The sequence below is a fragment of the Lactobacillus sp. VURO6/B1 (VP7) genome (assembly GCF_058139575.1).
Genome location: NZ_JBVOWJ010000004.1, coordinates 1 through 19,962, shown reverse-complemented (window position 1 = coordinate 19,962; position 19,962 = coordinate 1). Strand labels below are relative to the sequence as shown.

The following is a 19,962-nucleotide window of genomic DNA, read 5'->3' as shown; positions in this document are numbered from 1 at the left end:
TTTCCTCCTATATTTCTTGCATCATTGCATACATTGGCAATAAAAGTTTCAAATATAATCCAATAATGCATAAACCGATTAAAATAAAACAAATGGGTTGAACATTTACTATTAATTTCTCAATCTTTTGTGTTAAATCATTAAAAAAAGAACGTCCTAATAATAAAAACTTTTTACTCAAGTCATCTCTTGTTGCTCCGGCTTTTAACAGCAATAAAATTTCATTAGGTAAAAATTGTTCTTTTTCTATGATTTCTTCAGGATTCATCCCCTGAGCCAGCTGTCTACCGACTTTTTTCCCTACATATTGTTGTAAAGATCCCTTAACTTGCATGGCTGAATAGTCACAAATTTTTTGTAAGGAAAAACCACTAGCTAGTAGTAGTCCGGTATCATAGATCAGGATATATTTCACATAAATTTGAATTAACGGCCCGATAATTGGAAAGCCACTAAGTCTCTTCAAAGAGCGATAATCTTGTTTTCTTAGTAACAGAAGTATTCTGCTCATAAAATAAACTAAGCCTAAACTCAAAATTAATAAAAGCAATAGCAGATAGTCTCCAGTATGTTCACCTGTTTCAGCAAACTGCTTAGATACAAAAGTCTGCATAAATAATAGAAGAAAAATCATCATTAACACTAAAATAAAAGGGTATGTCATTTCAGATTTCAACTTTTTTATTTGCTCATGTTTCAAACGAGTAAGAGTTGCAATTTGGGTTAAACATTCAATTAGGTTTCCCTGTACCATCGATAGCTCAATCTGAGTAGCAATAGTCTTGGGAAAGCCCAAATTCAACATTTCAGAACTTAGTTTCTTTCCAGACTGAATTCTTTTACTCAAACTATTAAATAAAATTTTCTTTTGAGGCCATATTATTGGCATCATTTCCAAACTCGTATTTAATGAAAAGCCATTTGACAAACTATTTTGTAAATATTCAAGAAATTCTAAGCGCTCTTTATTTGATAATTTATCCTGCCTGAAATTTTTCAAAGACCTGTTCACTAATTTGATTCCTCTCCTTTAGCTTGACCAAATTTTGGTGCCAATTAACATAATCACCTCGCTTATGCTTGCTTATGTCCGCTTGTAATTGGCTTCCACTATCAATGTCTATTAAGCAGGCAAAACCTTTATCAGTTGGCAATAGTCGCTGATAACTGACCGCGGTTAAACAGTTATAGAGATCCGCCGTGTTAATCTGCAGACTTTCTAATCTCGAAATGGTCTGCAAAGTACTTTTAGCATGGACAGTTGCTAAAACAAGATGACCACTTAAAGCAGCATCTACTGCAAGCCTTGCCGTTATCGCATTTCTAATTTCACCAATTATTAAAATATCTGGTCTATGACGCAAAGCTGCTTCAAGCAACCTGGAATATGTAATTTCTGCCGTGAGATTAACCTGCGTTTGCAAAAAATTTATTTCATGTATTTCCACTGGATCTTCAATTGTCATGACCATCTGATTCTGACCAATCATTTTGGCCAAGTTATACATAGTTGTAGTCTTACCAGAGCCAGTTGGACCACTAGTGACTATTAATCCTCTTTGATGCGCCAAAGTTTTCAGAATTTCTATTTGCTCATCAAAAAAATATTCACCTGTGTTTATTTGATAAATAATTCTAATTACCAGTGATTCACAGTCATTAAAGTCTCCAATACTGGATAAACGCAGATAATATATTTGATCATGAAAATGATACTCAAAAGCTCCTACCTGTGGCCTGCGATGTTCGGCAATATCCATTTGTGCAGCAAATTTCAAAAAATTGATCATTTCTTTGCCTTCATTTATGGAATATTCAGCTTGATTTTCTAAGCCAGTTATTGTGCGAAATTTAACAACTAAATTATCACCAACTATTAAAAAGAAAATGTCGCTCGCATGCTCATTTATCGCATCTTCAATTAAAGAATTAACAGCTGCTTTGATTTTCATAAAAACCTCCTTTCCTTGCTACCATAATTAATTACGCAAAAAAGCAAATTTTTTTCAGATATATTTAAAAAAGACTGGGAATCTTCACAATTAAATTTATAAAATAGATATCAGAAATTATTCAGGCTTTGATTAAATTTTATTTACTCAAACAAAAAAGCCGTACGTTAGTGCTGCTTTTACTCATTAAATACTCATTCATAATACGATTTAAAAACATACTTATTAAAGAAGACAAAGCAGAGAAGTTGAAAAATAATTTTAGACATAAAAAAATTCTCTAAAACCGAATTTTCGATTCTAGAGAACCCATTAAATTAAATGAATATTTTCTTATTCTTCGTCAGCTGCAGCCGTATAAACATTCTGAACATCATCATCATCTTCCAGAGCATCAACTAAATGGTCAAATTGCTCTTTTTTATCCTCTGGAACAGGTGTTGTGTTTTCAGGTATCATTGTCAATTCTGCGTTGGCTAACTTATAGCCATCTTTTTCAAGTGCATCACGAACTTGCGCAAATTGTTTTGGATCTGTATAAATTTCATAAGCATCATCACTGGTTTGCAAGTCATCTCCACCAGCATCCATAACGTCAAGTAACATCTGATCTTCATCAGCATCAGTAGTTGTGCGGTCAATGACAATATAACCTTTACGATTGAACATATAAGCAACAGAACCAGTTGCTCCTAAAGAACCACCATTACGAGTAAACGCTACTCTGACTGCAGAAGCTGTCCGATTTTTATTATCAGTTAAAGCTTCGACAAAGATAGCCACACCACCTGGTGCATAACCTTCATAGGTAATTTCATCATAATGTTCTTCTGAATTGCCTTCTGCCTTTTTAATAGCACGGTCAATATTTGACTTAGGCATATTGTTAGCATGGGCCTTGTCCATTACCATGCGCAAGTTAGGATTTCCGGAAGGGTCAGGACCACCATTCTTTGCAGCCATGTAAATTTCACGAGATAATTTTTGGAAAATCTTACCCCTCTTTGCGTCTTGTGCATTCTTGCGGCCTTGAATATTGTGCCATTTTGAGTGTCCTGACATTTAAGAATCCTTCTTTCTTTTCTTATCATTAACGTTATTATCTTACCGCACAGGACCATAAATTTCAATACAAGCAACTATTTCTCCTGCTTTTTTAATTAAATATGAATGTGCTTTCATTAAAATAAGTTTCTCTAGCCTCTGGTCATCTTTTTATTTAATTAGTAAAATAAAAACATTAGTTGTTTTTCAAAGGAGAGAACTTTAGTGGAAGAAATAAATGCAAACAAAAAATATATTTCTTGGCCCGTTTTAACCTTGATGGCTTTTTGTACCGTTATTGGGTTAGACGATATAATGTACAACTTCCAAAACCAAGGAATGCCAGTTGTTACTTCATGGATTATCATGTGTTTATTCTATGTTATTCCTTATTCTTTAATGGTTGGGCAACTGGGATCTGTTTTCAACAGTGAAGGTGGCGGTTTATCTTCTTGGGTTCGTGGAACTAATGGCGAATTTCTGGGATATTTTACAGCCTGGACTTACTGGGCTGCTTCCATTCCCTATGCGGTTGATTCTGCTAATGAAATTATAGTTGACATTGGTTGGGCACTGACAGGTTCGGAAAAGTTTCAAAGCCAAATTTCTAACACAAAATTTGCGTTAATGACATTTGCCATGTTTATTATTTTCATTATTGTTGAACATTATTTTTCTCACTCAATGGAAGTCTTATCCACTATTGGTGGTGGACTCATGCTTATTATGACCTTGATGTTTGTTTTCCTGGCATTTCTAGGACTGGCAAAATCAGGAGGTCATATGGCTACCCAACCATTTACCTGGCGGACATTAATTCCCAAATTTGACATGCATTATTGGACAACTATCGCAATGCTCATTTATGCCTTAAATGGCTGTGAACTGGTTGCTCCTTATGTGACCAAAATGAAAAAGCCTAAGTCTGATTTTCCTAAAGCAATGATTGCACTTGCTTTAATGACTATTTTTTTAACAGTTTTTGGTTCATTTGCACTGGGAATATATTTTAACAGTTATCATATTCCCAACGATTTAAAAATGAACGGAGCTTATTACGTATTTGACATGGTCGGACACCAATACGGCTTAGGCAAAACTTTGCTTTATGTCTGGGCTTGGACTTCTGTTTTCTACAACGCTGCTTTATTAGCAGTGCTACTCGACGCGATGACCAGAATGCTCATTTCTGATACTGGTGATAAGTACATGCCTAAATTTTTACAGAAAAAAGATAAAAATGGTCTGCCGATCAATGGTTACGTATTAACCGTTTCTTTATCGGCATTTATCATGCTCTTAGGTATCTTTTTACCAGACATGAACGACATTTTCAATTGGCTGCTAAACCTGAATGGCATTATCTCACCGGGAGTAACTTGCTGGATATTTTTCTCCTTCATGCAAATTAGGAAAAACTCTAAAAAGTTTACTTCAGACTATGTCTTTATTAAAAACGATAAATTAGGATATCTTGCAGGACTATTTTTATTAATAGTTACTGCTGCAGCTACTATCTTAGGCATTGCCCCACAAGATATTAAAAAATTCAGCGGTTATTGGTGGTATGAACTAATTATCAACATCGTTGCCATTATTGTCTTAATCGGCTTGGGAGTGATATTACCAAGTATTAGGCGTCGTGAAGAAGAATACGGCATCGCATTTAATCGCAGACAATGGATCACTATGTTCATCCTGATCATTGGTTCCATTATCTTTGACCTTTATTTAGGTGAAAAAAATGCTTTATTCAATAATGCGGTTATTAATTTTGGCCAGGTAAAAATTGGTATCAATATCTTTTTGATTATTATTGAAACGATATGTGCAATTTTAATTTGCTGGTTAGTTGGTAAAAGAAAACCCATTACAACTAAATAAATATAGACAAAAGCAGAAACGTTGCCAGTAACATTTCTGCTTTTCCTTTTAAATTAATGAATATCTAGAGTTAAACCTAACGCTAATTACTATATAATATAACTAGTAACACTAATTAAGGAGATTAAAATGATACATATTCCCTTTAAAGCGGTAGCAGTCGACATGGACGGTACTTTTGAAAATGATGACAAACAATATGATCATCAACGCTTTGAAAAAATTTTAACCAAGTTGAGACAACACCACGTGCACTTTATAGTTTCCAGTGGTAGACCTTTATCACGTTTGCGCCAAGATTTCTACGATTTTTTGGACAGAATTGATATTGTAGCTGATAATGGTTCAATTCTCACTCAAGACAATAAAATAATTGTCCGTCACGTTTTTACCTATAAAACGGGTATTAAACTGATCAGTTTTATTGAAAATAATTATCCACAAGTACATATTGCTGCCAGTGGCTTAGAACATTCTTATATTAGTAAAAAAGCTCCTAATCATTTTAAAAATATGATGCATTTCTTTTATCCCAATGTAGTCGAAATTGCCAAATTAGTTGATATCCCTACAAGTGACAGTTTAACTAAGCTAACTCTAAACTGTTCATCCAAGCTCGCTGGCGAACTAGAAAAAAAGTTCAATCAAACAAACCCTGAACATATTCACTGTACTACTAGTGGTTTCGATAATATTGATGTTATGCCTAATAATGTTAATAAAGGGCAAGGTATTAAATATTTTTTGCGTTATTTTAATGTTAAACCTGAAGAACTCATCGCTTTTGGCGATGGTATGAATGACCGTGAAATGATTGAATTGGCCGGGTACAGTTATGCGATGAAAAACGGTCATGAAAAACTTAAAAAGATTGCCAAATATGAAGCACCATCAAATAATGACATGGGCGTTTTACAAGTATTAGAAAGTTTTCTAGATTAAAATAAGTTTATATCAATTATTTTAAAAATCAGTAAGGACAGATTTTCATGAGTTATATTGACGTAAGACACAATTATAAACGCTATCAAACTGGAGATACTGAAATATTGGCTAATAATGATGTCAGTTTTACCGTGGAGAAAGGTGAATTGGCTATTATTTTAGGCGCATCAGGAGCAGGTAAGTCTACAATTTTAAATATTTTAGGTGGAATGGATAACAATAGTTCTGGTGATGTTATTATCGATGGTAAAAATATTGCCAAATATAATAAAAGACAACTAACCAGCTATCGTCGTACTGACATCGGTTTTGTTTTCCAATTTTATAATTTAATTCAAAACCTAACAGCAAGAGAAAACGTAGAATTGGCTTCGGAAATAGTGCAAGATGCACTCGATCCGGTCAAAACTTTGATAGATGTTGGTCTTAAAAATCGCATTAATAATTTTCCTGCAGAACTTTCAGGTGGTGAACAACAAAGAGTGGCAATTGCTCGGGCAATTGCCAAGAACCCCAAAATTTTACTTTGTGATGAACCAACAGGTGCACTTGATTATCAAACTGGAAAAAGCGTTTTGCAAACCATTATCAACATGAGTCGTGACAATGGTACTACAGTAGTGATAGTTACTCATAATAGTGCTTTAGCTCCTCTTGCTAACCGTGTGATTCACTTTCATGACGGCAAAGTTACTCAAATTGAAGAGAACACGAATCCAGCAGATGTTGCCAGTGTTAAATGGTAGAAAAGGCTAATCATGAATAAAGTTATTCTGAAAGATTTTTGGCGCTCAATTAAACATACCAAGGGACAATTTGTTTCTATCATGGGGTTAATGATGATTGGTGCATTTGCCTTAGTTGGTTTAATGGTTACAGGACCTGACATGCGTGATACCGGCAATCACTATGCGCAAAAGCTCAATACGGCTGACCTGACTGTTATCTGCAATTATGGTCTAGACCAAAAAGATACCCACAAAATTAAACAGACTAAAGGTTTGCAATCCGTTGAATTTGGCTACATGACAGATACCGTCATTAAAAACAGTCAGGAAAGTTTTCGTATTTTTTCAAAACCAAAATTAGTGGGCAAATTTGAACTGCGTAAAGGTCATTTACCAGTAAAAACAAATGAAATTGCTTTAGCAGACTACTATTCAGATAAATATAAAATTGGTCAAAATATCAGTTTTACAGAAAAGAAAAATGTTTTAGGAAGTACTCTGCTAAAACGTAAAAACTTCAAAATTACAGGTTTCGTTCGGTCCAGTCAGATTTTATCAAATGTAAACTTAGGGCAAAGTAACAGTGGTACTGGAGAGCTTAAAGGTTATGCAGTAGTCAGTCCTAATGCTTTTAATCATACGGTTTATACAGTGGCCAACCTAAGATACAAGGACTTACGTGGCCTCGACTCTTATGGCAAAGTCTACACTAGTAAAGTTAAGCACTATAAAAAAGTTTTACAGGATACTCTGAAAAACAGCGCCAGTCAAAGACAAAAAAGAATATTGTCTGCTGCTAACAAAAAAATTGCACCGCAAGAAAAGAAAATTCACCAAGCAGAGCAGAAATTAGAGACTGCAAGTGAGCAAATTAGTTCCGCAGAAAAACAACTAGCCCGCCAAAAAAGTAAATTAGATGCGCAAATATCGCAGGCCAAAAATGTAGGAGCTAATTTACCACAAGCGGCAAGAATACAACTACAACAAGCTCAACAAGAAATTGCTGCAGGTGAGCAAAAATTGCAGCAAGAAAAAAAGATTTTTGCCCGTAAATCTGCCGGCGCCAATAATAAAATTAAAAGTGGCAAAGAAGAAATTGGAAAAGCTAAAAAGCAATTGCGGAAATTGGCTCTGCCAAGCTATAGCGTATACAATAGGCGCGAGCTACCAGGCGGTGAAGGCAATTTAGTTTACACAACAGTTGCGCAAGTAGTGGAAGATTTAGCTAAAGTATTCCCTATTTTTCTATACTTCGTTGCGGCATTAGTTACCTTTACTACAATGAACCGCTTTATTGATGAGGAAAGAATCAATTCCGGTACAATGAAAGCCCTAGGCTATAATGATCAGGTCATAATTAATAAATTCATCGCTTATGGCTTTATTTCAGGTACAATCGGCACAATTTTGGGCATTTATTTGGGACACACTTTGATGCCACAAATTGTTTATCATGCCTATTACAAATCCATCACGATCCCACCCATTGAATTACACTTTCATTGGCAAATCAGTCTGATCGCTTTATTATTATCTTGGATCAGCTCCGTTTTGCCTGCATACTTAACTGCTAAAAATGAATTTAGAGAAAAGCCGGCCGCATTACTATTGCCTAAGCCTCCTGCAGCAGGCTCTAAAATCTTACTGGAAAGAATTCCTTTTATTTGGAATCATCTCAGCTTTACTCATAAAGTTACTGCTCGTAATATTTTTCGTTATAAAAAGCGCATGCTGATGACTATTTTTGGTGTTTGTGGTGCCGCTACTATGCTCTTTGCCGGCTTTGCTGTAAAAAATTCGATTACTAATATGAATAACAGGCAATTTAATGATCTCATTCACTACAACATGATCGTCGCCCAGAAGCCTGGTATTTCAAGCAATCAGCACAAAGCTTTAAATAGCAAATTAAAAGAAGACAGTATTAAGTCAGAAACACCAATTTACTATGAGTCAATGTCTAAAACTGCTGGTAAAACTGGTGATACACAAGATATTACCTTAATTGCTCCTTCTTCTAGCAAGGTACTGAAGAACTATGTTCATTTAAATAATCGTAAAACCAAGCAGACGTTGCACTTATCAAACAACGGGGTTATTATTTCAGAACGCTTGTCAACATTGCTCAAGGTAAACAAAGGTGACTATATATCTCTAACGGATAAGAATAACCGTCCTCGGAAAATGAAAGTAGCTGGCATCACTGAAATGTACATGGGACATTTCGTCTTCATGAACAAAACGCAATACCAGAAAGTTTTTAACAAACGGTTCACATCAAATGCATACCTGGTTAACTTAAAAAATTCCACTCGTAAAAACACGAGAAAAATTGCTGCGCAATTTATGGCTCTTAATGGTGTAGCAGGTGTGGTGCAAAACACTGCAATTAGCCAAGAATTGGACGTAGTGGTAAAATCTCTGAACTTGATTATGGTTGTTTTGATTGTAGTTGCCGGACTTTTAGCAATTGTAATTCAATATAATTTGACCAACATCAATATTGCCGAAAGAATTCGCGAACTCTCAACCATCAAAGTTTTAGGTTTCTACGATAATGAAGTAACGATGTACATTTATCGCGAAACTATTCTTTTAACAGGTATTGGCATTTTAGTCGGTTACCTCACAGGAGATTTGCTTTACCGCTATATTCTTTACGTGGTGCCACCAGACAATGTCATGTTTAATCCGGCGTTATCTGTCTCAAGTTTTCTGTGGCCATTAGGAGTTATCGGTATCATTACGATAGTTCTAGGATTTATTGTTAACAAAAAATTAAAAGACCTTGATATGCTTGAAGCTTTAAAATCAGTTGATTAAATAAATAGAACTGCTCTAATAAGAACAGTTCTATTTATTTCTGCAAAAATTAAAAACTAAATAAAAATATGTTATACTTTACTCATTAGATTTAATGCTCACAACAAGATCTTCAAATTAACGTGTATAAAGAACTTGATCATCCTTCCTTTTTAATTGATGAAGTTCCAACAAATTAATTTTGGAGATAAAATTGAATAATATTTTACAAGTTAAACATTTAATAGAAACATATAAAGATAAAAACCAAAAATTTCAAGCTTTAGACGATGTTTCTTTTACAATTGATCAAGGAGAAATATTAGCTCTATTAGGACCTAATGGAGCAGGAAAAACTACCACAGTCTCAATTATAGGTGGCTATTTGCTCCCAACTTCAGGTCAAGTAATTTTAAACGGACAGGATATTACTACTGCTCGTAAAAGACCCAACATAGGCGTTTCTTTTGGTGGAGATCTAGGGTTTTACCGTAACGCCACAGCAAAGCAAAATTTACAATTTTTTGCGGATCTGGCCAAAGTACCCTTTCGTAAGAAAAAAACAGAAATACAGCGAGTTCTGTCTATTGTTGAGCTGGATAATGTCGCAAATAAAAAGGTAGGGAAATTTTCTAAAGGAATGACGCAGAGACTGCATATCGCTCGTTCCTTGTTAAATAATCCAAGTTTATTACTTTTAGATGAACCTACTAGTGGTTTAGATGTTGAAATAGCGCAGAGCGTTCAGAAGACTATTAAAAAATTAGCAGATTCCGGCATTAGTATTTTATTAACAAGTCACACCATGTCAGAAGTTGAAAAGCTAGCTAAAAATGTAGTTATTCTAGGTGCAGGAAAAGTTTTTTTCACTGGCACCGTTTCTGCTGTTTTGGGTTTGGCTGAAAAAGAAATCAACCAAAAACCTAAAAATTTGGAAGAAGCTTATTTGGCAATAGCTCCTAAACTAAGGAGGAATTAGATATGCGTTTTATTCGTCTTTTCCTCTTTCATATAAAAGATTATCTTTCCGATCAGTACTTTGTCTGGTTAACAATCACTAGTACTGTTTCCATTTTTTTGATGCAATATATTATGGCCTATGCTTCTCACGATTTGAATAATCCACAATTGTGGCTGCAAAGTGGTATTTTTGGCATGTGGACTTCGTGTACAACCGTTGCCGGTTGTATCGGTTTTGAACGTTACAAAGGAACGCTGCCATATTTGTTAAACAGTCAATATGACGAGCGAGCTTCTTTAATTACTTTACTTTTACCTGCTTCGAGCTATGGTTTATTTTCATTTCCTATTGCTTATATTCTGGCCAAAATTTTAGGAGTAGCTACTGGTAAAATTTCTCTGTACCAGATTTTGCTAATTTTTCTACTGTGGATCGGATGCTCAGTAATGGGAATTTTAATTTCTTCATTTCTTACTCTTTCACCTAATGCAATGGTTTATGAGGGCTTAATTGGCACTCCTATATTGTTATTAGCAGGATTATTTGGCAATGAGACCATTTTGAATCCCTTAACCATCTTTTCTCAGTGGTTTATTCCTATAACTGGACCAATTGCTTCTTTGTCCCATAATAAAAGTCTCAACTGGACTGCTTATTTTTGCAGTTTACTTCTTTGGCTTTTGTTAATTGTGATTATAGTGAGAAAAATTAACGATCTTGTCAGAAAGAAAGGAGCTCTGAAAATTATCTAATGTTTGCTACACAATTCTCTGGCCTTTCTTTTCTCAATAATTGGCGTACCAAACTAACTTATTTCTTTATCACACCAATGATAAATCTGGCCCTGTTAGTATTAATCAATATGCAGTATTCTAATCAATTTAACTGGGATGTTGCCATCAGTTCAATTGCAATAGATGCTGCAGTACTGGCTCTTGAAACATTTTGTTCTGCTGTAATTAATGATGCCGACTTAAAAATTGACTTTGAATTAATTGCCAAAAGACCCTTTAGTATCAGGTATTGGCTTTCTAAATGCATTGTGGCCATTATTATAGGTTGCACTTTAGCATTAATTAACCTATTTTTATTGTACTTAGCCGGCTCTCCCATAGTCATTATTGAACGAGCTTTACTCATGCTACCGCTTTTATGTATTTATGGCTGCGTTTTAGGTTTTGTATCTTGGGCCATCTCATGGCAAATGAATGATCCCTACTTTTTGGAGAATATTTTTAGCAGTTTAGCCCAATTAGTATCAGGAGTACTAGTTGTAATTTCAGCTTATCCTGAATGGTTAAAAGCAATTGCTTTATTATTCCCTTTTGCAGAACCTGTTACTTACATCAAAACTGGTAGCGCCAACTTAATGTACAGTGCATTAATTACATTTATTTGGTTCATTGTTGGAATTTTAGCTTATATTAGCCAAATCAAGCCAGTTCTGGCTAAAGGTAAACACCATTATTAAAGCTTACACAGTAAAATAGCAGTCGCAAGATTTGCGACTGCTATTTTTTATATCTATATTTTTGTTTTTCCTAATAAAACTGAACTGATTACAACCGATAATGAACTAAAGGCCATTGCTAATCCTGCTATTTCCGGACTAAGTGTGAGACCCACACCCGCAAAAACGCCAGCGGCAACTGGAATACCCAGTACATTATAAATGAAAGCCCAAAACAGATTTAGCTTTATCCTATTAAAAGTCTTGCGACTAAGTTTCAAAGCGCGAACAACATCTTCCAGGTCATTTTTGATAAGCACGATACCGCCTGCATCGATGGCAACATCCGTACCCGAACCCATGGCAATTCCAACATCTGCTTGGGTTAGAGCTGGCGCATCGTTGATCCCATCACCAACAAAGGCGACATGGTGCTTCTCTTGCAATTTTTTAATAACTGCTGCTTTATCAACCGGCAAAACCTCAGCAATTACCTGATCGATATCCACCTGTTTTGCAATAGCGTCGGCTACTTGTTGATTATCTCCAGTTAACATGACAGTTTTCAAGCCTAAACGATGTAAGTTGTTTATCGCATTTTTGGCATTCACTTTAGGAGCATCCTGAATTGCAATTAGACCCAGCACTTGATTATCTTGAACAACAGACACTACTGTTTTTGCCTCATTTTGCAATGCCACTATTTGCTCTTCTAATTCTGGAGCAATATTAATTTCTTCTTGTTTTTTAGGGCTGCCAACCGCAACATTTGTACCAGAAATTTTACCAGTGACACCCCATCCCTCAATTACAGTAAAATTTTCTACCGTTTTTAACTGCAGCTTTTCCTTTTTAGCCGCAGCTAATATAGCTGGAGCAAGGGGATGTTCGGATAATTTTTCTAAACTGGCAGCATATTGTAGGACATTTTCTTTATCTCCAACAATATCTGTTACTTGTGGTTGACCTTTGGTAATCGTTCCCGTTTTATCAAAAACTATAGTATCAATGCTGTTTGCAGCCTCTAAAATTTCTCCATTTTTAATTAGGATTCCCATTTTGGCACCACGACCAGTTCCAACCATTAATGCAGTTGGTGTTGCCAGACCTAAAGCACAAGGACAGGCAATCACCATCACTGCAACGGCAAAAACCAAAGCAGTTGCTATGCTTTTACCAAGGAAAATATACCAAACTAAAAATGTTACAATTGCAATAATCAAAACTGTGGGAACAAAAATATTTGCAACCTTATCAGTTAATTTTTGAATCGGTGCATGACTGTTCTGTGCCTTTTTAACGATCTCAATAATTTGCGCCAGCATCGTTTCATTACCAACTTTTTGGGCTTGCATTACAAATGATCCCGTTTGATTGATTGTAGCTCCTATTACCTGATCGCCTGTCACTTTTTTAACTGGCATACTTTCGCCAGTTACCATAGATTCATCAATGCTTGAATTGCCAGAAACAATTTTGCCATCAACTGGAACTTTTTGCCCAGGCTTTACTTGTATGTAGTCGTCCTTCACAACTTCAGTGATAGGAATACTGACAAATTGATCATCGCGCTTTACTAAGGCATTTTTTGCACCTAAATTAAGCAATTTCCCCATAGCATCAGAAGCAGTTGCGCGCATTTTTTCTTCTAAAACCTGCCCTAATAAGACGAAAGTAATAACAAAAGCAGCACTTTCAAAGAAAACAGGTCTTTTAGTAAACATCGCATAAATACTGTAAATATAAGTTATCGATGTTCCTAAAGCAACGAGGGTATCCATATTTGAATGGTGCTTTTTAAAGGCAGACCAGGCACTAGTAATAAATGGACCTGCTGAAATCAACATAATTATTGTTGTAAAAATAAGCATGGTCCATTCGCCACCTGGCAACATCCATCCAGTAAAAGGATGAATAATCATTTCCAGAAGCATTGGCAGTGATAATATTAGCGACGTCCAAAAACGTGTTGTAATTTTCATTCTTTTTCCTTAGCTATTTGACAATTACCTTACCATGAAACATGTTCATACTGCATTCCCATTGATATTCACCTGGTTTTGAAGTATCAATTTTAACCCTTTCTACTTTGCCTTCAGGTAATTTCTGATTTATGCCAAAATCTGAAAATACAACATGATCTAAACAATTGGATGAGTCTGTTCTCTTAAAGTTTAAAGTAGCGGGTACTCCCCTTTTAAGAACAACTCTTTCTGGTGAATAACCACCTTTAACTTCAATATCAACACTCTGTTTGTTTGACTTCATAGTGGCTTTCTCCTCTTCTACGTGATGGCTACCAAAGAACCACCATGCAATAAAAGCTATTAGTGCAAGACCTAAACCTAAGATAATAATTTTATTCATGATAATTCCTCCCAGTTGAAGCTTATTATTAATGTCTACATTTGTAAACTAAGTTTAGTATAAATTATGTATCTACAAATGTAAACATAAATGCTCAAAAAAAACTTACTGATTTTTTTCAGTAAGTTTTACCTTATTAATCTGCATCTAATCGCTTTAACCATTGAGTCAGATCATTTTTGTCCACCATTATTTGCTTAAGTTCGGCCTTATTATCTGCGGCCAAAAACAGCATTAACTGCAGATACTTTGCTACAGAAAGTCCATAATTTTCCAAGTTAGCTTTAGCTGCTTTTACTACTGTATCATCTAAACTAATTGTAAGAAGTTCGTCTTTCAAAGTCTATCCCATTTCCTATATTCTAAATAAAAACTAACAGGATTATTTTAGAAAAACCTCTAATGCTATGCAAGTATTTAATTCAAAATCATAATTCTTTTTATCTACCAGCTCCATTATATTTTCTCAAGCCTAAATTCCATACCCAATGGTCTAAAAGTAAGAATACTAAAGCTATCAAAAGTTGCAATAACATTATTTGCCATTGCCGTGGCCTTATTAAAATAATTGTTGCAGGACAAGCAATTAGTCCAAAAGGCAAGATGAAATTAAAAATAATATTACCCAGTCCCCGATAAATACTTGCAGGGTAACGACTCATTTGTATCATACTTAAAAATAAATCATTTCTGCCAAAATTTGTTGAAAACCAAAATGCCGAAATTGTCCATAAATACCAAAGAGAATAGTATAAAATGCAGCCAAAAACGCAAGAAAGCAAAAATAACAACACCTGGCCTATATTAATACTTATACCCTGACATGCATAAATAATTACAAATAGTCCCAGCACTGAATTAATTAATTGTGTAAATTCAATTGCACTAAAAAAGTAATATACATTAGCGTTAATTGGTTTTAATAAAATTGAATCTAAGGTTCCTTCTCTAATGTCTTTTTCCATTTTAGGCATTGATTTGACCAAGAAAGCCATTAAGAAGCCGTCAAGCATAGTATAAACGCCAACCAACAACAGACATTCTTTGTAAGTCCAACCACCGATAGTATCAACATTTAAATAAATTACCTTAAAAAAAGCTATAGGAATGCCTAACCACAATATAGAAGAGATTATCCCAAACAATGTGTCTAACCTGAAACTAATAGTTTGCAATAAGGCAATTTTAATTAACGATTTGACTACTTTAAGTTTACTTTTCATAATCAACCCATTACATCAGAGTATCTCTGAAGCCCTTCTTTATTAACTATTTTTACTATTAAATAAAAAACTATCATCCAAACAATTTCAATGATTGTGTTTTTAAGCCATATATTTAATGGTAATGCTTTAACAAGCGTATCAATTGGAAAAGAGCTGAAATATTGAAATGGCAGTAGTTTAATTATTTTTACCAAAAAAGACGGCAAAATTTCTAAAGGAAAGTAAAAGCCTGCCAGCAGATTGACTACAACTTCTTTTACCAGTAAAACAAAGAAAAGATTGTCAAACCAGTACGCTACACTACCAATAATATAAGAAAAAAGAAACCATAATATGGCTGCCATAATTAAACTAAATGCAAATTCAAGTAGCACGAGTAAAGAAATATGAATTAAATTACGCGCAACTATATAGACAAATCCAATAATTAAAATCGGAGCAAGCAAAATTAAATTTGCCAGTCTATCGCCCAGCATTTTAGCAAAATAATATTTTTCAATTGTAATTGGTCTATGGATGATATTAGACAATTCTCCTGAATGGATATCATCATTCAATTCCCAGTCAACTGCATACCATACAAAAGAATTAATAAAATTAACCCCAATATAATAAATTACCATTTGATTTTTGCTAAAACCACCAATAGTTTGACCATGATTCAATATTAATGACCATAAATAAAACATCACTAAACTTGGTACCAGTGCCTGCAAAAGCAAAATTATGACGCTGCTCTTATTGGCTAATACAGACTTCAATGAGATCTTGCTTACTGAAAAATAGGTTTTTATCATTTTTCTTTCTCCTCAGCAAATAGCTCTAAGATAATATCTTCAAGCTTCAGGTCATTTATTTGATAGTCAGAGCCTTGATTATCCCGTGCCAACTGAGCGATCTGGTCATCTACCTTTTCTACAGGAACTTTAATTGTCACGGACAAATCATCCTGATCAATAATCTTGGTGCCCAGTTTACTTTCGTTGAAGTTCTCCGATTTAATAAAAGTAATATATTTATTCTGATTAAACCTCTCTAATAAATCTGTTTTTGGTCCATCCCACATTATCTGACCGCTATTTACAATGATCAGGTGATCACAGATAGTTGCAATATCTTCCATATCATGAGAGGTAAGAAAGACAGTCAATTTTTCTTCCTTGTTCAGCCTTAACAAAAACTTGCGTATATCCCTTTTTGCCAAAACGTCCAAACCAATAGTTGGTTCATCTAAAAAGAGTATTTTTGGTCTAGTTGCTACACCGGCCAGAAATTCTACTTTCATTCGTTCTCCCAGTGATAATTTGCGGGTTTGTACATCTAATTTTGAAGTTACATTTAGTATCTGAGCCAGGTCATTGACCGTTTTTTGAAAAATTTCTTCCGGTATATCATACATTGACTGCAATAATTTCAAATAATCTCTAGGAGTTAAATCAGGAAAAAGTTGCGATCTATTTCCCATAACGACTGAGATTGACTTTTTGAAATCATTTATCCTTTTTGTAGGATCATAGCCATTTACCCTGCAAGTTCCGGCTGATGGAAACAAGGTCCCAGTCAGCATCTTAATGGTCGTGGTCTTACCTGCCCCATTTTTGCCAATAAAGCCAACTTTTTCACCGTTCTTGATAGTAAAATTGAGCGATTTTACTGCTTGCACTGCCGTCTTTTCAGGCTTAAAAATATTTTTAACAACTGCACGCCAGTTTTCACCCCTGCTGCTAATAAAATAATCCTTAGAAAGATTATGAACTTCAATCGCATTTTCGTTCATTTTTGACCTCATTTAGTTATCTAGCCAGCACAAAAAAGCAATTTTTAAAAGGACAATCCTTTTTACAAAATTGCTTTAAGTTTTGAACAATAATCATCATACATTTAGAAACTGTCATTGGTTTAACCTTATTACTTATAGTTTTTAAATCAGCAACAATTAGATAAATTCTACCACATTTTTAACAGTTTTTAAATATAATTTAATTTTTGGCGCAAAATATATTTTCTATTTAGAAATATCACCTTTTACTTGAGATATATTCATCTATTTGGGCAAGATAGCTTTCTTTTTCCTGCTGACTGATCCAAGAGGTTTTAAATGAATTTTGTGCTATTCGGATCAGTTCTTTTTCACTCCAATCGCACTTTTGGGCAAATTTATAGTAAACATCATTAATATAATTACTACCCTTATAAGCCGGATCATCGGAATTAAAACTAATCAGTGCACCGTTATTAAAAAGCTTATTAATGGCCTCTTGTTCCATAACTTTGCGGGTGTAAAAATAAGCCATGGGACATGCTGTAATACCAATTTTTTGGTCTACTAAAAATGCCATTAAATCCTCATTTTCAACTATATTTAAGCCATGATCCAAACGATCCACCGTGATAATTTCTAAAGCTTGTTTAATATGATCAACTGTATCAACTTGGTGCAGATCACAATGCATTGTTAAATAGTAACCTTGGTTTCTGGCCTTAGCAAAAACCAGCATAAACTTCAACGGTGGGTTATGATGTTCATCTGAATCAAGACCAACACCTAATATCCAGCCTTTTTTATGATATGGCTCAGCTTCTTTTAAAGTTTGCATTGCTGATTCTTGTGAATACTCTCTTAAAAAGCACATTATTAATTGTACATCAATGTCTAATGGTGCTGCATCAACAATCGCTTCATGAATGCCCTCAATTACTGTAGCAAAAGGGATTCCTCGACTAGTGTGCGCTTGAGGATCAAAAAACAATTCAAGGTGCTTAACATTGCTGTCAGTTTCTTTGCGCAAAAAAGCTGCAGTTAAATCATAGAAATCTTGTTTAGTCCGCAAGACCTGCATCCCTTTATAGTACGCCTTTAAAAATTCCGGCAATCCTACACCATAATTCCTGTCAATATCCGCTGGAGTCTTAGCACCAATATCAATCTGATTTCTCTTAGCGATGGCAAATTCCATTTCGGCCTCTAGTGTTCCCTCTATATGAACATGCAGTTCAGCCTTAGGCAATCCGTCAACAAACTTACGAGATAATTTTTGGGTCATCTTTTTCTCCTAAACCGATTCACTTTAAATGCGAACATTATAAGCAAATCTAATCACCCGCTTTATAAATAAAGCTTTAATGTAGCAATCCATCAATATTAAAAATCATAACATTTTCTGTTATTACTTACAATATCTATTTATATTATATTTTTGTTCGACTTTTGTATTGAAATGAATCAGCAGTAATATTATAATTTTAACAATACCTTCTATAATTTTATCTTGACCAAGATTAAAATCACTAGTAAAGTGTAATCAATTTAACTTTAATATTTTTGAAAAGGAGAGTGCATTAAATGTCAAATTGGACAACAAAATTTGTTAAAGAGGGCTTAACGTTTGACGATGTGTTATTGATTCCAGCGGAAAGCCATGTATTGCCAAATGAAGTGGATCTTCATACTCAATTAGCGCCTAATCTGAAACTCAATATTCCTATTATCAGCGCCGGAATGGATACAGTGACTGAAGGTGCAATGGCAATAGCAATCGCTTTGCAAGGTGGTTTAGGCGTGATCCATAAAAACATGTCCATCACTGCTCAAGCCGGCGAAGTCGCCAACGTCAAAAATGTTGTTGTTCCATCTAACATTACCAAAGCAGCTGTCGATGACAACAATCATCTGCTCGTCGCTGCTGCGATTGGCGTGACCAGTGATACTTTTGAGCGGGCTGAAGCACTTATTGAAAAAGGTGCTGATGCAATCGTCATTGATACTGCACATGGTCATTCAGCAGGAGTCTTGCGTAAAGTCAAAGAAATTAGGAAACATTTCCCTCATGTTACTTTGATTGCAGGCAACATTGCGACTGGCGATGCAGCAAGAGCTCTTTTTGATTCTGGGGTTGATATTGTTAAAGTGGGTATTGGACCCGGCTCTATTTGTACGACCCGAGTTATTGCTGGTGTTGGAGTTCCGCAAATTACAGCAATTTATGATGCTGCTACTGCTGCCAAAGAATACCACAAGCCAATAATTGCAGATGGTGGAATGAAGTATTCAGGTGACGTTGTTAAGGCACTCGCTGCTGGTGGAAATGCCGTCATGCTTGGAAGTATGTTGTCAGGTACAACAGAAGCACCTGGTGAAGTGTTTGAAAGCGATGGCCAAAAATATAAGACCTATCGTGGTATGGGATCTGTCGGAGCAATGGCTCAAGCCCATGGATCTTCAGACAGATACTTTCAAGGCGGCGTCAACGAAGCTAATAAATTGGTTCCTGAAGGTGTTGAAGCACGTGTGGAATATAAAGGTGATGTTTCTGATATTATTTTCCAGATTATAGGTGGTCTGCGTTCAGGCATGGGCTATGTAGGTGCAGCCACTATCGCTGATTTACGTGAAAATTCTCAATTTGTAAAAATTACTAATGCCGGTTTAAGAGAATCTCATCCCCACGATGTCCAAATTACTAAAAAGGCCCCTAATTACGAGAGATAAATAAAGTAAATTAAAGTGTCTGGGAAAAAACTAGTTCCCAGACCACGAAAAAAGAACGATGATTTCCTTACGGATTTCATCGTTCTTTTGCTATACTTTTAGCTTCTGCCTTGA

18 protein-coding genes are annotated in these 19,962 nt (G+C 35.0%); 8 read left to right on the top strand and 10 right to left on the bottom strand.

Features of this window, described 5'->3' with window-relative positions:
* Positions 1–7 precede the first annotated feature (7 nt).
* From ACZ2M0_RS03070 to ACZ2M0_RS03060, 3 genes are all read right to left on the bottom strand, one after another.
* Positions 8–1,012, bottom strand: coding sequence for a type II secretion system F family protein (locus tag ACZ2M0_RS03070; RefSeq protein WP_462984469.1), 1,005 nt, complete (start codon positions 1,010–1,012; stop codon positions 8–10).
* Positions 978–1,952 carry a competence type IV pilus ATPase ComGA gene (gene comGA / locus ACZ2M0_RS03065; RefSeq protein ID WP_490058481.1) on the bottom strand — a complete coding sequence of 325 codons (975 nt, stop codon included), beginning with the start codon at positions 1,950–1,952 and terminating at the stop codon, positions 978–980. The genes ACZ2M0_RS03070 and comGA overlap by 35 nt, the downstream gene beginning before the upstream one ends.
* Positions 1,953–2,285: 333 nt before the next feature.
* Positions 2,286–3,014: a YebC/PmpR family DNA-binding transcriptional regulator gene (locus ACZ2M0_RS03060; RefSeq protein ID WP_045927859.1), complete on the bottom strand. Its 729-nt coding sequence runs from the start codon at positions 3,012–3,014 to the stop codon at positions 2,286–2,288.
* Positions 3,015–3,275: 261 nt separating this feature from the next.
* Here ACZ2M0_RS03060 and ACZ2M0_RS03055 point away from each other — a divergent pair, with 261 nt between their 5' ends.
* The 7 genes from ACZ2M0_RS03055 to ACZ2M0_RS03025 all read left to right on the top strand — a co-directional run bounded on the left by ACZ2M0_RS03055 (position 3,276) and on the right by ACZ2M0_RS03025 (position 11,787).
* A complete protein-coding gene (locus tag ACZ2M0_RS03055) occupies positions 3,276–4,880 on the top strand; it encodes an APC family permease (protein WP_490058537.1) in 1,605 nt (534 codons plus the stop codon).
* Positions 4,881–5,009: 129 nt separating this feature from the next.
* Positions 5,010–5,822 carry a Cof-type HAD-IIB family hydrolase gene (locus ACZ2M0_RS03050; protein WP_462984471.1) on the top strand — a complete coding sequence of 271 codons (813 nt, stop codon included), beginning with the start codon at positions 5,010–5,012 and terminating at the stop codon, positions 5,820–5,822.
* Between the two features lie 47 nt (positions 5,823–5,869).
* Positions 5,870–6,571 (top strand): ABC transporter ATP-binding protein, encoded by a 702-nt coding sequence (locus tag ACZ2M0_RS03045; protein WP_490058480.1) that lies wholly within the window; start codon positions 5,870–5,872, stop codon positions 6,569–6,571.
* 12 nt (positions 6,572–6,583) lie between these two features.
* On the top strand, positions 6,584–9,376 hold the full coding sequence (locus tag ACZ2M0_RS03040; RefSeq protein ID WP_490058479.1) for an FtsX-like permease family protein: 2,793 nt from the start codon (positions 6,584–6,586) through the stop codon (positions 9,374–9,376).
* 193 nt (positions 9,377–9,569) lie between these two features.
* Positions 9,570–10,334, top strand: coding sequence for an ABC transporter ATP-binding protein (locus ACZ2M0_RS03035; protein ID WP_490058478.1), 765 nt, complete (start codon positions 9,570–9,572; stop codon positions 10,332–10,334).
* Positions 10,335–10,336: 2 nt separating this feature from the next.
* The gene (locus tag ACZ2M0_RS03030) at positions 10,337–11,068 is read left to right on the top strand and encodes a multidrug ABC transporter permease (RefSeq protein WP_490058477.1); all 732 of its coding nucleotides are present in this window, start codon (positions 10,337–10,339) and stop codon (positions 11,066–11,068) included.
* Positions 11,068–11,787 (top strand): antibiotic transporter permease, encoded by a 720-nt coding sequence (locus tag ACZ2M0_RS03025; protein WP_490058476.1) that lies wholly within the window; start codon positions 11,068–11,070, stop codon positions 11,785–11,787. Before ACZ2M0_RS03030 ends, ACZ2M0_RS03025 begins: the two co-directional genes overlap by 1 nt.
* Positions 11,788–11,840: 53 nt before the next feature.
* On the opposite strand, the gene ACZ2M0_RS03020 is transcribed toward ACZ2M0_RS03025, so the two are convergent.
* The 7 genes from ACZ2M0_RS03020 to add all read right to left on the bottom strand — a co-directional run bounded on the left by ACZ2M0_RS03020 (position 11,841) and on the right by add (position 18,403).
* A complete protein-coding gene (locus ACZ2M0_RS03020; protein WP_490058475.1) occupies positions 11,841–13,748 on the bottom strand; it encodes a copper-translocating P-type ATPase in 1,908 nt (635 codons plus the stop codon).
* A 13-nt stretch (positions 13,749–13,761) separates the two neighbouring features.
* A complete protein-coding gene (locus tag ACZ2M0_RS03015; protein ID WP_084600327.1) occupies positions 13,762–14,133 on the bottom strand; it encodes a cupredoxin domain-containing protein in 372 nt (123 codons plus the stop codon).
* Positions 14,134–14,269: 136 nt separating this feature from the next.
* Positions 14,270–14,473, bottom strand: coding sequence for a hypothetical protein (locus tag ACZ2M0_RS03010; RefSeq protein WP_109586121.1), 204 nt, complete (start codon positions 14,471–14,473; stop codon positions 14,270–14,272).
* Positions 14,474–14,573: 100 nt separating this feature from the next.
* Complete coding sequence (locus tag ACZ2M0_RS03005) at positions 14,574–15,356, bottom strand: ABC transporter permease (protein WP_490058474.1); 783 nt, start codon at positions 15,354–15,356, stop codon at positions 14,574–14,576.
* A 2-nt stretch (positions 15,357–15,358) separates the two neighbouring features.
* Positions 15,359–16,156, bottom strand: a complete 798-nt coding sequence (locus ACZ2M0_RS03000; RefSeq protein WP_490058473.1) for an ABC transporter permease — start codon at positions 16,154–16,156, stop codon at positions 15,359–15,361.
* On the bottom strand, positions 16,153–17,136 hold the full coding sequence (locus ACZ2M0_RS02995) for an ABC transporter ATP-binding protein (protein ID WP_490058472.1): 984 nt from the start codon (positions 17,134–17,136) through the stop codon (positions 16,153–16,155). The genes ACZ2M0_RS03000 and ACZ2M0_RS02995 overlap by 4 nt, the downstream gene beginning before the upstream one ends.
* Before the next feature lie 241 nt (positions 17,137–17,377).
* Positions 17,378–18,403, bottom strand: a complete 1,026-nt coding sequence (gene add, locus ACZ2M0_RS02990; RefSeq protein WP_490058471.1) for an adenosine deaminase — start codon at positions 18,401–18,403, stop codon at positions 17,378–17,380.
* Positions 18,404–18,702: 299 nt separating this feature from the next.
* Between add and guaB the strand changes: the two genes are divergently transcribed.
* A complete protein-coding gene (gene guaB, locus ACZ2M0_RS02985; RefSeq protein WP_490058470.1) occupies positions 18,703–19,848 on the top strand; it encodes an IMP dehydrogenase in 1,146 nt (381 codons plus the stop codon).
* The last annotated feature ends 114 nt before the right edge of the window (positions 19,849–19,962 follow it).

Excerpts from the sequence above, each read along its gene's own strand:
- ACZ2M0_RS03025 (WP_490058476.1), top strand. The coding sequence starts at position 11,068 with ATGTTTGCTACACAATTCTCTGGCCTTTCTTTTCTCAATAATTGGCGT.
- ACZ2M0_RS02995 (WP_490058472.1), bottom strand. The coding sequence starts at position 17,136 with ATGAACGAAAATGCGATTGAAGTTCATAATCTTTCTAAGGATTATTTT.
- comGA (WP_490058481.1), bottom strand. The coding sequence starts at position 1,952 with ATGAAAATCAAAGCAGCTGTTAATTCTTTAATTGAAGATGCGATAAAT.
- ACZ2M0_RS03055 (WP_490058537.1), top strand. The coding sequence starts at position 3,276 with ATGGCTTTTTGTACCGTTATTGGGTTAGACGATATAATGTACAACTTC.
- ACZ2M0_RS03020 (WP_490058475.1), bottom strand. The coding sequence starts at position 13,748 with ATGAAAATTACAACACGTTTTTGGACGTCGCTAATATTATCACTGCCA.
- add (WP_490058471.1), bottom strand. The coding sequence starts at position 18,403 with ATGACCCAAAAATTATCTCGTAAGTTTGTTGACGGATTGCCTAAGGCT.
- ACZ2M0_RS03015 (WP_084600327.1), bottom strand. The coding sequence starts at position 14,133 with ATGAATAAAATTATTATCTTAGGTTTAGGTCTTGCACTAATAGCTTTT.
- ACZ2M0_RS03060 (WP_045927859.1), bottom strand. The coding sequence starts at position 3,014 with ATGTCAGGACACTCAAAATGGCACAATATTCAAGGCCGCAAGAATGCA.
- ACZ2M0_RS03005 (WP_490058474.1), bottom strand. The coding sequence starts at position 15,356 with ATGAAAAGTAAACTTAAAGTAGTCAAATCGTTAATTAAAATTGCCTTA.
- ACZ2M0_RS03045 (WP_490058480.1), top strand. The coding sequence starts at position 5,870 with ATGAGTTATATTGACGTAAGACACAATTATAAACGCTATCAAACTGGA.
- ACZ2M0_RS03030 (WP_490058477.1), top strand. The coding sequence starts at position 10,337 with ATGCGTTTTATTCGTCTTTTCCTCTTTCATATAAAAGATTATCTTTCC.
- guaB (WP_490058470.1), top strand. The coding sequence starts at position 18,703 with ATGTCAAATTGGACAACAAAATTTGTTAAAGAGGGCTTAACGTTTGAC.
- ACZ2M0_RS03050 (WP_462984471.1), top strand. The coding sequence starts at position 5,010 with ATGATACATATTCCCTTTAAAGCGGTAGCAGTCGACATGGACGGTACT.
- ACZ2M0_RS03040 (WP_490058479.1), top strand. The coding sequence starts at position 6,584 with ATGAATAAAGTTATTCTGAAAGATTTTTGGCGCTCAATTAAACATACC.
- ACZ2M0_RS03000 (WP_490058473.1), bottom strand. The coding sequence starts at position 16,156 with ATGATAAAAACCTATTTTTCAGTAAGCAAGATCTCATTGAAGTCTGTA.